Here is a 14,366-nt window from a genome sequence, read left to right as displayed (position 1 = left end):
ATGAGCGCTGAGGCAACGACCGAAGAGAGTGCCGCCATCCTCCTGGTCGACGACATGGAGGACAACCTGGTCGCGCTGGAGGCCGTCCTGGGGTCCCTCAACGAGCCGCTGGTGCGCGCGCGTTCGGGCGAGGAGGCGATGAAGGCGCTGCTGCGGCAGCGCTTCGCGGTGGTCCTCCTCGACATCCGGATGCCGGGCATGGACGGGTTCGAGACCGCGGCCAACATCAAACGGCTCGACCAGACCAAGGACGTGCCGATCATCTTCCTGACCGGTACGGATTCGGACGCGGGGTACGCGTTTCGGGGCTACGCCACGGGCGCCGCCGACTATCTGACCAAGCCCTTCGATCCGTGGGTGCTGCGGGCGAAGGTGACCGTCTTTCTCGAACTGCACCGGAAGAACCAGTTGTTGGAGCGGATGCTGGCGCGTGAGCAGGGCCAGTTCGACGAACTGGCGTCGCGGCTCAAGGAGGTTGAGGCGCGGATGGCTGCGAGCACGGTGGAAGAGGTGCGGGGGCTTCGGGATCAGGTGCGGGAGATGGGGCAGCTGGTGAGAGATCTGCGGCGGCGTTAGGCCCTGGGTGGTGGGTTCGTGCGCGTCCGGTGGGGGCTGGTCGCGCAGTTCCCCGCGCCCCTGATGGGCCCCCGCGGCCCCTTCGGGGCGCGGGGGCCCATCACATCGTCATGCCTCGCGCGACCCTGCGTACATCTCGTCGATCAGGTGCTTGTACTCGCGTTCCACCACCGGGCGCTTGAGCTTGAGGCTCGGGGTGATCTCGCCGTGTTCGATGTCGAGGTCGCGCGGGAGGAGGCGGAACTTCTTGATGGTCTGCCAGCGCTGGAGGCCCTCGTTGAGTTCCTTGACGTAGCCCTCGATCAGGGCGACCGTCGCGGGGGCGGCGACGACCTCGGCGTAGGACTTGCCCGCGAGGTCGTTGTCCTTGGCCCACTCCAGGATGGACGGCTCGTCGAGGGCGATGAGGGCGGTGCAGAAGTTCCGGTCGGCGCCGTGCACCAGGATGTTGGAGACGTACGGGCAGACGGCCTTGAACTGACCCTCGACCTCGGCGGGCGCGATGTACTTGCCGCCGGACGTCTTGATGAGGTCCTTCTTGCGGTCCGTGATGCGCAGATAGCCGTCCGGGGACAGCTCGCCGATGTCGCCGGTGTGGAACCAGCCGTCCGACTCCAGGACCTCGGCGGTCTTCTCGGGCAGCCCGTGGTAGCCCTCCATGATGCCGGGGCCGCGCAGCAGGATCTCGCCGTCGTCCGCGATGCGCACCTCCGTGCCGGGCAGCGGCTTGCCGACCGTGCCGGTGCGGTAGGCCTCGCCCGGGTTCACGAAGGAGGCCGCGGAGGACTCGGTCAGGCCGTAGCCCTCCAGGATGTGGATGCCGGCGCCGGCGAAGAAGTAGCCGATGTCGGGCGCGAGCGCGGCCGAGCCGGAGACACAGGCGCGCAGCTTGCCGCCGAAGGCCTCGCGGATCTTCGCGTAGACCAGCGCGTCGGCGACCTTGTGCTTGGCGGCGAGACCGAAGGGCGCGGTGGCCGTGCCGGTGCGGCGGAAGTTGTCCTGGGTGACCTTCGCGTACTCGCGGGCGACCTCGGCCGCCCACTGGAAGATCTTGTACTTGGCGCCGCCACCGGCCCGCGCCTTGGCCGCGACACCGTTGTAGACCTTCTCGAAGATGCGCGGGACGGCCGCCATGTACGTCGGCTGCACGACCGGCAGATTCTCGATGATCTTGTCGACCCGGCCGTCGACGGCGGTGACGTGCCCGATCTCGATGTGCCCGGAGGTGAGCACCTTGCCGAAGACGTGCGCGAGCGGGAGCCACAGGTACTGCACGTCGTCGGGGCCGAGCAGGCCGGTCGCGGCGATCGCCTTCGCCAGGTACGACCAGTTGTCGTGCGGGAGCCGCACACCCTTGGGGCGGCCGGTCGTACCCGAGGTGTAGATGATCGTCGCGAGCTGGTCCTTGGTGATGGCCCCGACCCGCTCCTTGATCAGGTCCGGGTTCTTCTCCAGGTACGCGGCGCCGCGCTGCTCCAGCTCGGCGAGGGTCAGCACCCAGTCGTCGGCCTCGCCGGTCCCGCCAGACCCTCCGGATCCGCCGGTTTCCACGCCGGTCGGGTCGATGACGACAACATGCGTCAGCTCGGGGAGGTCGGCGCGCTTCTCGCGTGCCTTGGCCAGCTGTGCCGCGTCCTCCGCGATCAGGATCCTGCTGCCGGAGTCGGCGAGGATGAACGTCGACTCGTCGGCGTTGGTCTGCGGGTACACCGTGGTCGTGGCGGCGCCGGCGCACAGGATGCCCAGGTCGACGAGGATCCACTCGACGCGGGTGGCGGAGGCGAGGGCGACGCGCTGCTCGGGCTCCACGCCCAGTTCGATCAGACCGGCCGCGATGGCGTAGACCCGCTCGGCGGCCTGCGCCCAGGTCAACGACTTCCACTCGTCGGGGCCCTCACCGGAGGCCGCCGGTACCGGGTAGCGGTAGGCCTCGGCGTCCGGCGTGGCGGCCACGCGCTCCAGGAAGAGGCCCGCCACGGACGGCGGACGGTTCTCGATCAGGGTCTGTGTGTCGCTCACGACATCCTCCGGGGCCCGCGACAGTGCGGCTACCTCATTGCTGCGGCTGTTGACTCGATGCGGCTGTGACTCGATGCGGTGGTTTGTGGCTCGATGCGGCTGTTGTTTAACTCGCGAGTAACTATCGAGCAGTGATCAGAGTAAGCCGGGACCGGCCGGTGCGTAAGGGGCGGCGGACCGTCACTTCCTACAGAGCCATGACCATTTCGTACGGAGCCACAGCCACTTCGTGCAGAGCCACAGCCGCTTCGTGCAGAGCCGGCACATAGGGCCCGCCGCGCGAAAGCGCAACGGGCCCTGTGCATCACCGCTACTTCTTGCCCTTGGCTCCGGGACCGCTGTCGTCGCTGGACAGCACCGCGATGAAGGCTTCCTGGGGAACCTCCACGGAACCCACCATCTTCATCCGCTTCTTGCCCTCCTTCTGCTTCTCCAGCAGCTTCCGCTTACGGGAGATGTCACCGCCGTAGCACTTGGCGAGGACGTCCTTGCGGATGGCGCGGATGGTCTCGCGGGCGATGACCCGGGAGCCGATGGCCGCCTGGATGGGCACCTCGAAGGCCTGCCGCGGGATCAGCTCGCGCAGCTTGGCGACCAGCCGCACGCCGTACGCGTACGCCGCGTCCTTGTGCGTGATCGCCGAGAAGGCGTCCACCTTGTCGCCGTGCAGCAGGATGTCGACCTTGACCAGGCTGGAGTCGACCTCGCCGGTGGGCTCGTAGTCGAGCGAGGCGTAGCCGCGGGTCTTGGACTTCAGCTGGTCGAAGAAGTCGAAGACGATCTCCGCGAGGGGGAGCGTGTAGCGGATCTCGACCCGGTCCTCGGAGAGGTAGTCCATGCCGAGCAGGGTGCCGCGCCGGGTCTGGCACAGCTCCATGATCGACCCGATGAACTCCGACGGCGCGAGGATCGTCGCGCGCACGACGGGCTCGTAGACCTTGTCGATCTTCCCCTCGGGGAACTCGCTCGGGTTGGTGACGATGTGCTCGCTGCCGTCCTCCATGTCGACCCGGTACACCACGTTCGGCGCGGTCGCGATGAGGTCGAGCCCGAACTCGCGCTCCAGGCGCTCCCGGATCACGTCCAGGTGCAGCAGCCCGAGGAAGCCGACGCGGAAGCCGAAGCCGAGGGCGGCGGAGGTCTCCGGCTCGTAGACCAGCGCGGCGTCGTTGAGCTGGAGCTTGTCGAGGGCCTCGCGCAGCTCCGGGTAGTCCGAGCCGTCCAGCGGATACAGCCCCGAGAAGACCATCGGCTTGGGGTCCTTGTAACCGCCGAGTGCCTCGGTCGCGCCCTTGTGCAGGGTGGTGATCGTGTCACCGACCTTGGACTGGCGGACGTCCTTCACACCGGTGATCAGATAGCCGACCTCGCCGACCCCGAGCCCGTCCGCGCCGAGCATCTCCGGCGAGTTCGTCCCGATCTCCAGCAGCTCGTGCGTGGCGTTCGTGGACATCATCCGGATCTTCTCGCGCTTGGTGAGCAGCCCGTCGATGACCCTGATGTACGTCACGACACCGCGGTAGGAGTCGTAGACCGAGTCGAAGATCATGGCGCGGGCGGGCGCGTCCGCGTTCCCGACGGGCGCCGGGACCTCCTTGACGACCTTGTTCAGCAGTGCGTCGACACCGAGCCCGGTCTTCGCGGAGACCCTGAGAACGTCCTCGGGGTCACAGCCGACCAGGTTCGCCAGCTCCTCCGCGAACTTCTCGGGCTGCGCGGCCGGCAGGTCGATCTTGTTCAGTACGGGAATGATCGTGAGCTCGTTCTCCATCGCCAGGTAGAGGTTGGCGAGGGTCTGGGCCTCGATGCCCTGGGCGGCGTCCACGAGCAGCACGGTGCCCTCGCAGGCGGCGAGCGACCGCGAGACCTCGTACGTGAAGTCGACGTGTCCCGGGGTGTCGATCATGTTGAGGATGTGCGTGCTGCCCTCGTCGGCCCCGTCGGTGGGGGCCCACGGCAGACGCACGGCCTGGGACTTGATCGTGATGCCACGCTCGCGCTCGATGTCCATGCGGTCGAGGTACTGAGCACGCATCTGCCGCTGGTCGACCACTCCGGTCAGCTGGAGCATCCGGTCGGCGAGCGTGGACTTGCCATGGTCGATGTGCGCGATGATGCAGAAATTGCGGATCAGCGCCGGGTCGGTACGACTCGGCTCGGGCACATGGCTGGGGATCGCGGGCACGCAGGGTCCTGATTCTTGAGGCGTCCGCAGTGTCTGCGGTCTCGGGTCGGATCGATACGTAGGCTCCATCGTCCCACGGGTGGGAGGTGCGGTCCGGTTTGGGACGGTGCGGGTGGGTGGGGGTGGGGGGTCGGGGGGCTGTTGGGTGTGGTTTGGGGGGCGGCTTCGGGGCGGCCTTGGGGGTTGTTTTGGGGGTTGTTTCAGGGGCGGTTTCCGAGGGGGCGGGCGTGGCTCGGGGACGGTCCCGGGTCCGGGGACTGTGTGGAGTGACCCGAGGACTGTGTGGAGTGACCCGAGGGTGGTTCGAGGTGACCCGAGGGTGGTTATTTGGGGTGGTACGGGGTGGTTGGGGACGCGGTTTCGAGGTCTGGGGATCTTGGGGGCCGTAAGGATTTGGGGAACCGTGGGGATGGGAGGAGTTGGGGCCTCTAGGGGAGATGGTGGTCGGGGCCGCCCGCCGGGATTGGCGGGGAGGGGTTCGGGGGGCGGGGATTTGGTCGGTCTCTCGGGGGACAGTGGGGACGGTCGGAACGTCGGGACGGTGGCGGACTGCCCGGGGATGCGCTGATGCCTCGGTGCCGGCGTGAACGGACAGGGGCTCGGGACCTTCAAGGGGGCGGATTCCGTGAGGCCGCCCTTCCAGGCGGGCTTCTTGCGAACTGGTTCCGGACCCGGTGAGCGGGAGTGGCCGTCCGGTTGGCCTCGGCATGAGGCGGTGACGGTGGCTGTGGCGGTGGCGGTGGCCTCTCGGGGGCCGGTTTGGGCGGGCCGGTGGCCGACTGGTAACCTGAGTAGCTGTGTCTCCGCCCTCTCGGCGCGAGACGCGACCCAAGGAAAATCATCGGCCCGGGACCCGTGCGGCCCCGTGCCAGAACCTGCAAAGGCTCATTCGTGGCGAACATCAAGTCCCAGATCAAGCGGATCAAGACCAACGAGAAGGCTCGGCTGCGCAACAAGGCCGTCAAGTCCTCCCTGAAGACCGCGATCCGCAAGGCCCGCGAAGCCGCTACCGCGGGTGACGTCGAGAAGGCCACCGAGTACCAGCGCGCTGCCGCGCGTCAGCTCGACAAGGCCGTCGCGAAGGGCGTCATCCACAAGAACCAGGCCGCCAACAAGAAGTCGGCGCTTGCTTCCAAGGTCACCGCGCTCAAGGGCTGATCCTTCCGCACTTGCCTCGGCCCGCGCTCGCGCGGACCGGACCAGTAGCAATCCACCGTGAGGACACGTCGAGCCCTCTACCTCGATTCACGGACAGACATCGTGGTCGCCACGCCACGTACAGTGCCCCCGGACCCACTTCGGGGGCATTGCTGTGTCCCCGTCCTCCCGGTCATCCCTGTCGCTGCATCCCCGTCTCCGCTCAGCGGCACCCCCGTCTCCGCGCGGTGTCCCGCCCCAGGGGCAGAGCCGCTAGGGGCAGAGCCGCCAGGGTCTGTCCGCCGGAGCGAGCAGGCCGGAGGAAAGTCCAGGGAACCGGTGCTCGACTCGCCCCGGTGGCCGAGGGCGACGCGGCAGATCGTCGTGCCATACCCCGCGTCCACGACGGCATGATCCGCCGTGTCGACAACCCTGCGGTTCAATACGCCTGGCCCTAGCCCTAGTTCTGGCCCCGTGACCGGGCCACCCGGGCGATCGCGACGACCGCCTTCTCCAACGCGTACTCCGGATCGTCCCCCCCGCCCTTCACTCCCGCGTCCGCCTCGGCCACCGCCCGCAGCGCGACGGAGACCGCGTCCGGTGTCCACCCCCGCATCTGCTGCCGCACCCGGTCGATCTTCCACGGCGGCATCCCCAGCTCACGCGCCAGATCCGCCGGCCGTCCCCCACGCGCGGACGACAGCTTCCCGATCGCCCGCACCCCCTGCGCCAACGCGCTGGTGATCAACACTGGCGCCACCCCGGTGGACAACGACCACCGCAATGCCTCCAGCGCCTCCGCCGCCCGCCCCTCCACGGCCCGGTCCGCGACCGTGAAGCTCGACGCCTCGGCCCGCCCCGTGTAGTACCGCCCGACGACCGCCTCGTCGATGGTCCCCTCGATGTCGGCGACCAACTGGGTCACCGCGGACGCCAACTCCCGCAGATCACTGCCGATCGAGTCGACCAGCGCCTGGCAGGCCTCCGGCGTGGCCGACCTCCCGGTCGCCCGGAACTCGCCCCGGACGAAGGCCAACCGGTCCGCCGGCTTCGTCATCTTCGGGCAGGCCACCTCCCGCGCCCCCACCTTGCGCGCGGCATCGAGCAGCCCCTTGCCCTTGACCCCACCCGCGTGCAACAGCACCAGGGTGATCTCCTCGGCGGGCGCACCGAGATACGCCTTCACGTCCTTGATCGTGTCCGCGGACAGGTCCTGCGCGTTGCGTACGATCACGACCTTGCGCTCCGCGAAGAGCGACGGGCTGGTCAACTCGGCGAGTGTGCCGGGCTGCAACTGGTCCGAAGTCAGGTCACGTACGTCCGTGTCGGCGTCGGAGGCCCTGGCGGCGGCCACCACCTCCCGCACGGCACGGTCGAGCAGGAGGTCCTCCTGGCCCACGGCAAGCGTCACCGGGGCGAGAGGGTCGTCATTCGCAGTCTTCCTGGCCATCTCGTAAAGCATCGCACGCGCCACTGACAACGCGTCCCGCATGCGGGGGACCGGTAATGGATTCGGATGCGGACTCGGGACCGCTACGGCTCCTCGCGCCAGCCGTCCCACTCCCCCGCGAACGCGTCCAGCTCCGCGGGATCGAGCCGCCCGTCCTCGTCCCGCAGAACGAGAAGCCACTGCGCGTCCTCGGCATCGTCCTCACCGGCCAGCGCGTCCCGCACCAGCCGCGGTTCCTCGTCCAGCGCGAACCGCTTCCCGAGCACCTCCGCCGCCTCCTGAGCCGCGTCACGATCGGGCAGCACCAGCACATGTCTCACATCACTCACGGGGACATTTTCCGGTACGGCCACGGTTTCGCGCGAACCCGCCCAGGGCCTGCGCGGATCCATGCGTGACCTATGCGGGCCTGTACGGGCTTATGTGGGCTTATGCGGGCTCACACACCTCGGGAACCACCCTCAACTCGATCCCGAACCGCTCCCGGTACACCGTCAACACCTCCTCGTCCGTGGTCAGTTCACGTGCGTCCCGCGTCCCGTCCGCCCCCGTCACCGTCAGGCCCCGACCGCTGAGCGTGACCCGCCCGCCGTCGTCCATGAGCCGTGAGCAGACCAGTGACCGGGTGAAGTGCGAGGCAGGCGAGGTGCTGTGCCACCACGCTCCGGCCACGAAGTCACCGAGCAACCGGGGCCGCGTCTCCAGCCGGTACTCGGGCCTTCCGTTCCGGACCACATCCAGGTCCCGGTCCGGGTCCGGGTCCGGGTCCCCGGCCGCATCCGCTCCAGACGCGACGACCCTGAACGTGCCGCCGGGATCCTTCTGTTCACCCCGCTCCTCGAAGGCCAGCGGATAGTGACTGTGCGTCCCGAACCCCACGTCGGCCAGCCACACTCCCCCGTCCACCGTCCGCACCTTCAGCGCGAGATGGTCGTACGGAATCCCCGGCCGCCCTTCGTCCCCGTACACCCGCGCCGCGAGCAGTGCGACATCGAAGCCCAGCGCGGTGAGCAACGCGCCGAACAGTCCGTTCAGTTCGTAGCAGAACCCGCCCCGGCCCGCGCCCACCACCTTGTCCAGCAGCCGGTCCTCCTCCAGCACGATCTCCTCTCCCAGATGGATCGACAGATTCTCGAAGGGCACGGTCCGCAGATGGCGCAGATGCAGCTCGCGCAGGACATCGACGGTGGGCGAGACCGGGTGCTGGACTCCCAGCCGGCGGAGATAGGCATCAACCTGTGCGGGATTCATGCCCCCAGTCTCGCGCCACCCGCAGCTCGCCGGCAGGTCACCGGCCCCATCCATGCCCATGGCCGTCGCCCCTCTCATTCCCGTGTCACCCGAAGCCCGCCGCCCTCACCTCCCACCGCCAGCGCCCCGTCCACGTCCGTCCGCAGGACCACCGTGCCCATGGCCCGCAGCGCCGCGACCGTGCTGGGGGCCGGGTGTCCATACACGTTGTTCTCACCACAGGAGATCAGCGCCAGCCGTGGGGCCACCTTCCGTATCAGATCCGGATCTTGGTAGGCCGAGCCATGATGGGCGACCTTGAGCACATCCACGCCTCCCAGCAGCGCGGCCGCCGGTGACCTCAACAGCTCCTGCTGGGCCGGGGGTTCGAGGTCCCCGAGCAGCAGCAGACGGAGTCCGGCCGTCCGTACCAGGAGTGCGACGCTGGCGTCGTTCGGGCCGTCCGGGTCCGGCGCCGGGCGCGGTGGGGGCCACAGCACCTGCCAGGAGAGCGAACCAGTGCGTCGCTGTTCCCCGGCTACGGCCCGGGTGATCGGGATGTGCCGTTCCGCCGCCGCCCTTCGTACGAACTCGGCCTGTTCCGCGGGTTCTTCGAAGGACGTCGTCTCGATGGCGCCCACCGAACGGCCACGCAGCACTCCGGGCAGTCCTGCCACATGGTCGGCGTGGAAGTGGGTGAGGACGACGAGCGGAATCCTGGTGATACCCAGGGTGCGCAGACACTGGTCGACCAGCTTCGGATCGGGGCCGGCGTCCACGACCACGCCGGTGCCCTTGCCCGCCGCGAGCACCGTCGCGTCGCCCTGCCCGACGTCGCACATCGCGAACCGCCAGCCCGGCGGCGGCCATCCCGTGATCACCCGGGTCAGCGGCGCAGGCTCCACCACGATCAGCAGCAGAAGCAACCCGCAGAGACCGCACAGCCAGGAGTGCTTCAACAGCCGCCGCCCGACCAGCACGAGGGCCGCGACCGAGAGGGCGAGCAGCAGTGCCCCGGTCCAACTACCCGGCCAGTCCACTCCCCCACCCGGCAGCGCCGCGCCGCTCCGGGCCACGTCCGCGATCCATCCGGTGGGCCAACTCGCGCCCCAGGCAAGGACCTTGGCCACCGGCATCGCCACCGGCGCCGCGGCCAGTGCCGCGAAGCCCAGGACCGTGGCCGGCGCGACGGCGATCTCCGCGAGCAGATTGCACGGCACCGCCACCAGGCTCACCCGCGCCGACAGCACGGCCACGACCGGTGCGCACAACGCCTGCGCGGCAGCGGCGGCGGCCAGCGCCTCGGCCAGCCGCGGCGGAACCCGGTGCCGACGCAGCGCCTCGCTCCAGCGCGGCGCGAGCGTGAGCAGGGCACCGGTGGCCAGCACGGAGAGCAGGAAGCCGTAACTGCGGGCCAGCCATGGGTCGTAGAGCACCAGCAGCAGTACGGCCGTCGCCAGGGCCGGGATCAGTGATCTGCGGCGGCCGGTCGCCAGGGCGAGCAGCGCTACGGCACCGCAGGCCGCGGCCCGCAGCACGCTCGGGTCGGGCCGGCACACGACGACGAACCCGAGCGTGAGGATCCCGCCGAGCAGTGCGGTCGCCCGGAGGGAGATGCCCAGGCGCGGTGCCAGGCCCCGGCGTTCGATGTGCTGGGCGAGGCCGGGTGGTCCGATGAGGAGGGCGAGCAGGATGGTGAGGTTGCTTCCGGAGACGGCGAGGGTGTGCGCCAGGTCCGTCTCCTTGAATGCCTCGTCCAACTCGGGTGTGATCCGCGCGGTGTCCCCGACGACCAGTCCCGGCAGCAACGCCCGCGCGTCGCCCGGCAGTCCGTCGGTGGCCGCACGCAGCCCGGCCCGCAACCGCCCCGCGAACCGCTGCGCTCCGGACGGTCCCTCCACCACCTCCGGCACCGGCTGGTTCCGTACCCGCAGCACGGCCGCGACCCGGTCCCCGCTCGTCAGCGAGGGCGCCAACCGTGCGGTCACCTTCACCCGCGTGGACGGAAGCAGCCCGAGCCAGGGCGAACTCTCCGGCCCACCGCCGGAACCCCGCGCTCTGCCCACCCCTCCCCCGCCCTTGCCGGACGAGCTCGGGTCGACGATCAGCAGCACCGGCGCCCGTGTCTCCACGATCGTCCCGTCCATCTCTTCGACCCGCCGCACCTCGGCGTCGATCAGCACGGAGACCGGTGCCGCGTGATCCCCGCTGACCCGGGGCCGGGTCAACCGTGGATCGGAACCGATCTCCACCTCCGCGGTCGCGGTCGCGTACTCCCGCGCCAGTTCGGGCACCGGTCCTCGACGCAGGTCCGCTCCGTGCAGTCCGGCGGAAGCGGCGGCCGCGGCGATGGAGAGGAGAAGGGCGGCGATCGAGACACGGGGCCATGCGGCCTGCCGCCATGACGCTGCGGGGCGAACTCCTTCCGGTGAGAGGTCAGCGTCCGACTGTGGAGAGGTACCGCTGCCGCCTGCACTGTCCCGCCGTCGCGTCACCAGCAGCAGTACGAGCGCCACCGTCAGCGTCGCGACGGCGATCCCTGTGACCCAGGCCGGCGACGCGTCCAGCGCCAGCGCCGCCGTCGCCCAGGCCGCGAGTGCGGGCGGTACGAGTCGCAGGTCCGTCGGTCCTTCCTGTTGGGGGTGTGCGGCCCCCCGCCGGTTCCCGGAGGCGGCGTGCACGTTGCGGCGACGGGCGGGTGAGGTGGCGGGTACAGCTCGGTGGGCGGAGGAGGAGACGTCGTCCGGTGCCGCGCGCCGGGGAATCGCGGGCTCGGGCGGGTCGTCGTGCATGTGGGGCGTGACCGCACCGGATCCCGGGGGCATGGCCGCACCGGATCCCGGGGGCGTGACCGCACCGGATCCCGGAGTCATGGCTGCACCAGGTCCCGCAGATCGGAGAAGCGGCGGTCGCCGATGCCGTTGACCTGGCGGAGCTCATCCACCGAGCGGAAACCGCCGTGCTGGGTGCGGTAGTCGATGATGTGCTGGGCGAGCACCGGTCCCACGCCGGGCAGGGTGTTGAGCTGATCCGCGGTGGCCGTGTTGAGGGAGACCGGCGCCGTTGGAACAACTCCCGCAGCGGAGCCCACCGAGCCCGCCGCCCCCGTGCTGCTCGCGCCTCCCGCACCAGGCACCGCCGCAGCGACCGGACCGCCGACGACGATCTGTTCCCCGTCCACGAGGAACCGAGCGCGGTTGAGCCCTTCCGTGCTGGTGCCCGGACGCACCCCACCCGCCGCGCGCAACGCATCGGTCACCCGCGAACCGGCGGGAAGCCGATGAACCCCGGGCTCCCGGACCTTGCCGCTGACGTCCACGACGATCTCGGTGCCGGTCGCGCCCGAAGCACCCCGCGCTCCGGCCGACGAGGCGCGCGACCCGCTCTGTTTGCCCGCAGCCACGCCCCCGCTGCCGCTGTCCCTGCCTCCGGTCTCATCTCCGTCTCCATAGGGGGACGCCGCTCCCACCACCTCCGGGGCGCGCACGGGCTGGGTCCGGCCCACCCAGAAGTGCTGCACGGCGAAGACCGCGGCCACCACGAGCAGGACACCGAGCGCGATCACGTTCCGGCGCTCCAGCCCACACCGCGTCTGCACCCACACCGGCATCCGCTCCCGCAGAGCAGACCCGACCCGCTCCCGCCAGGCCCCCACCGCACGATCCCGTACGACGCTTGTCCCTACCTCTCCGGTGCCGCCGAACTCTCCGGAGTCTCGGGCCACGCCGGCCCCTCCGGCGTACGAGAAGGCATCAGGCTCCAGGGCAACACCCACCGGCGACTCGACCCGGATCGCCCGCTTACCCGACCCCGGCCCAGACCCTGGCCCAGACTCCGGCCCAGAGCCCAACCCCGGCCCAGACTCCGACTCCAACTCCGGTCCAGACTCCGGCTCCGGCTCCGGCTCCGGCTCCCGAACGGCCCAAGGCCCCGCATCAACCGGCGCCGGGAATCGAAGCCCCTCCGCCCTGACCACAGGCGCAACAGGCCGTCCCCCGCCATCAGTCACGAACGAATACGAAGACCCCATCCCTCCAACCCCCGGCGAACGAAGACTCCCCACGGGCTGCGTCACGGCCGGAACAGGACACCCCCCGGCTTCACCCATCGACGGAAGAACACTTCGCCTGCCCTCCCCCGCCGATGGAGGGGAACCCCACACGACCTCGTCCACAGGCAGAGCAGGAGACCCCAAGTCCTCAGCCGCAGACGGGATCGAGCGCCTCAGGACCTCGCCCGCAGGCAGAAGCGAACCCACCACTCCCTCACCAGCCGGCGAGTTCAGACGCCCCGCCCCCTCCGCCACCGGCGCGCGAAAGCCCTCACCTCCGCCCCCGCGAACCCCTGTACCGCCGCCGTCCCCACCTGGCGGCCCATTCCCCAACTCCCCCCGCTGCTCGCCCCGTTCACCGAAGAGCAGTTCCGCCCGGCGCCGAAGTTCCTCCGCCGATGCCTGGCGATGTGCCCGCCCCCGTGTCGGTCGGCGGCGATGCCGAGTTCGGCCGTCGGAGGACGAGGCGCGGCCCGGGCCGCTGGTCGCAGTCGCTGTGTGTGAGCGTGATCGAAGTGCCATGCGCCGAGGATCGGACATTCCGCGACTTCGCGATGATCTTGGTCAATTCCCGGGGACGACCGCCCAGTTGTGGATAACTCCGTCACCCACACGAGCGTCACCGGCGCGGGGAACCGGCACGGGGAACCGGCACGGGGAACCGGCCAAGCCGTCAGTCCAGGACGCCCGTTCAAAGCACCACCTCAGTGCGCCCGGCTCAAGGCATCAGCCCTCGAACACCGCCCCGGCAAACCCGTCATCGGCAAGGCAACCCCGTCACCGAGGCGAAACCACGGCCCCCAACAACCCAGGCCCGGTATGCGCCCCGATCACCGCCCCGACCTCACTCACATGCAGATCGGCCAGCCCCGGCACCCGCGCCCGCAACCGGTCCGCGAGAGCCGACGCCCGCTCGGGCGCGGAGAGATGGTGCACGGCGATGTCGACCTGGGCGCTGCCCGCCCGGTCGGCCGCGAGTTCTTCAAGGCGGGCGATCGCCTTCGACGCCGTCCGTACCTTCTCCAGGAGTTCGATGCGCCCGCCCTCCAGCTGGAGCAGCGGCTTCACGGCGAGCGCGGAGCCCAACAGGGCCTGGGCCGCGCCGATACGGCCGCCCCGGCGCAGATAGTCGAGGGTGTCGACGTAGAAGTAGGCGGAGGTGCCCGCGGCCCGCTTCTCCGCGGCCGTGACCGCCTCGTCCACCGTGCCGCCCGCCTCCGCCGTCTCGGCCGCGGCGAGTGCGCAGAAGCCGAGTGCCATCGCGACCATCCCGGTGTCCACGACCCGCACCGGCACCGGTGCCTCACGCGCGGCGACGACCGCCGCGTCGTAGGTGCCCGAGAGTTCGGCGGAGAGGTGGAGGGAGACGATGCCGGTGGCGCCGGACTCGGCGACCTTGCGATAGGTCTCCGCGAAGAGCTGGGGGCTGGGGCGTGAGGTGGTGACCGGGCGTCGCTTCTGCAGGGCCTGGGCCAGGGAGCGGGTCGAGATCTCGGTGCCCTCTTCGAGTGCCTGGTCGCCGAGGACCACGGTCAGCGGCACCGCGGTGATGCCGTGGCGCTCCATCGTCAGCGGCGGCAGGTAGGCCGTTGAATCGGTGACGATCGCGACATGGCGGGACATGAGCTGGAGGTTACCTGCCGTAGCGGCCGGGTGGCAGCCCGACCCCTTTCACCTGGGCCGGAACCGGCCGGATCACACCGCACCGACGGACCGAT

10 protein-coding genes are annotated in these 14,366 nt (G+C 70.1%); 2 read left to right on the top strand and 8 right to left on the bottom strand.

The features are described from left to right. On the top strand, positions 1-576 hold the full coding sequence (locus ACIRRY_RS07435; protein WP_403968925.1) for a two-component system response regulator: 576 nt from the start codon (positions 1-3) through the stop codon (positions 574-576). Positions 577-684: 108 nt separating this feature from the next. Here ACIRRY_RS07435 and ACIRRY_RS07430 read toward each other — a convergent pair whose 3' ends face one another. Both ACIRRY_RS07430 and lepA read right to left on the bottom strand, forming a co-directional pair. Beyond that, a complete protein-coding gene (locus tag ACIRRY_RS07430) occupies positions 685-2,595 on the bottom strand; it encodes an AMP-dependent synthetase/ligase (protein WP_403968923.1) in 1,911 nt (636 codons plus the stop codon). A 310-nt stretch (positions 2,596-2,905) separates the two neighbouring features. Next, positions 2,906-4,780, bottom strand: coding sequence for a translation elongation factor 4 (lepA, locus tag ACIRRY_RS07425; protein WP_403968921.1), 1,875 nt, complete (start codon positions 4,778-4,780; stop codon positions 2,906-2,908). Positions 4,781-5,671: 891 nt separating this feature from the next. On the opposite strand from lepA, the gene rpsT reads away from it, so the two are divergent. Further along, the gene (gene rpsT, locus ACIRRY_RS07420; RefSeq protein WP_329249620.1) at positions 5,672-5,938 is read left to right on the top strand and encodes a 30S ribosomal protein S20; all 267 of its coding nucleotides are present in this window, start codon (positions 5,672-5,674) and stop codon (positions 5,936-5,938) included. 439 nt (positions 5,939-6,377) lie between these two features. Here rpsT and holA read toward each other — a convergent pair whose 3' ends face one another. From holA to ACIRRY_RS07390, 6 genes are all read right to left on the bottom strand, one after another. Further along, the gene (gene holA / locus ACIRRY_RS07415; RefSeq protein WP_403968918.1) at positions 6,378-7,367 is read right to left on the bottom strand and encodes a DNA polymerase III subunit delta; all 990 of its coding nucleotides are present in this window, start codon (positions 7,365-7,367) and stop codon (positions 6,378-6,380) included. Positions 7,368-7,450: 83 nt separating this feature from the next. Further along, on the bottom strand, positions 7,451-7,696 hold the full coding sequence (locus ACIRRY_RS07410) for a hypothetical protein (RefSeq protein ID WP_403968916.1): 246 nt from the start codon (positions 7,694-7,696) through the stop codon (positions 7,451-7,453). Positions 7,697-7,796: 100 nt separating this feature from the next. Continuing rightward, a complete protein-coding gene (locus ACIRRY_RS07405; RefSeq protein WP_403968914.1) occupies positions 7,797-8,618 on the bottom strand; it encodes an arylamine N-acetyltransferase in 822 nt (273 codons plus the stop codon). Between the two features lie 74 nt (positions 8,619-8,692). Further along, positions 8,693-11,422 (bottom strand): ComEC/Rec2 family competence protein, encoded by a 2,730-nt coding sequence (locus ACIRRY_RS07400; protein ID WP_403968912.1) that lies wholly within the window; start codon positions 11,420-11,422, stop codon positions 8,693-8,695. A gap of 44 nt (positions 11,423-11,466) precedes the next feature. Then, a complete protein-coding gene (locus ACIRRY_RS07395) occupies positions 11,467-12,321 on the bottom strand; it encodes a helix-hairpin-helix domain-containing protein (protein WP_403968910.1) in 855 nt (284 codons plus the stop codon). A 1,104-nt stretch (positions 12,322-13,425) separates the two neighbouring features. After that, positions 13,426-14,271 carry a DegV family protein gene (locus ACIRRY_RS07390; protein WP_403968908.1) on the bottom strand — a complete coding sequence of 282 codons (846 nt, stop codon included), beginning with the start codon at positions 14,269-14,271 and terminating at the stop codon, positions 13,426-13,428. Positions 14,272-14,366: the final 95 nt, after the last annotated feature.

The sequence above is a fragment of the Streptomyces sp. NPDC101776 genome, assembly GCF_044766845.1.
Taxonomy (GTDB): Bacteria; Actinomycetota; Actinomycetes; order Streptomycetales; family Streptomycetaceae; genus Streptomyces.
Note: the sequence above shows the minus strand (reverse complement) of the source record. Positions and strands in the feature narration are given on the sequence as shown.

Coding starts and splice junctions, on each gene's coding strand:
- ACIRRY_RS07435 (WP_403968925.1), top strand. CDS start 1: ATGAGCGCTGAGGCAACGACCGAAGAGAGTGCCGCCATCCTCCTGGTC.
- holA (WP_403968918.1), bottom strand. CDS start 7,367: ATGGCCAGGAAGACTGCGAATGACGACCCTCTCGCCCCGGTGACGCTT.
- ACIRRY_RS07405 (WP_403968914.1), bottom strand. CDS start 8,618: ATGAATCCCGCACAGGTTGATGCCTATCTCCGCCGGCTGGGAGTCCAG.
- ACIRRY_RS07400 (WP_403968912.1), bottom strand. CDS start 11,422: ATGCCCCCGGGATCCGGTGCGGTCACGCCCCACATGCACGACGACCCG.
- ACIRRY_RS07390 (WP_403968908.1), bottom strand. CDS start 14,271: ATGTCCCGCCATGTCGCGATCGTCACCGATTCAACGGCCTACCTGCCG.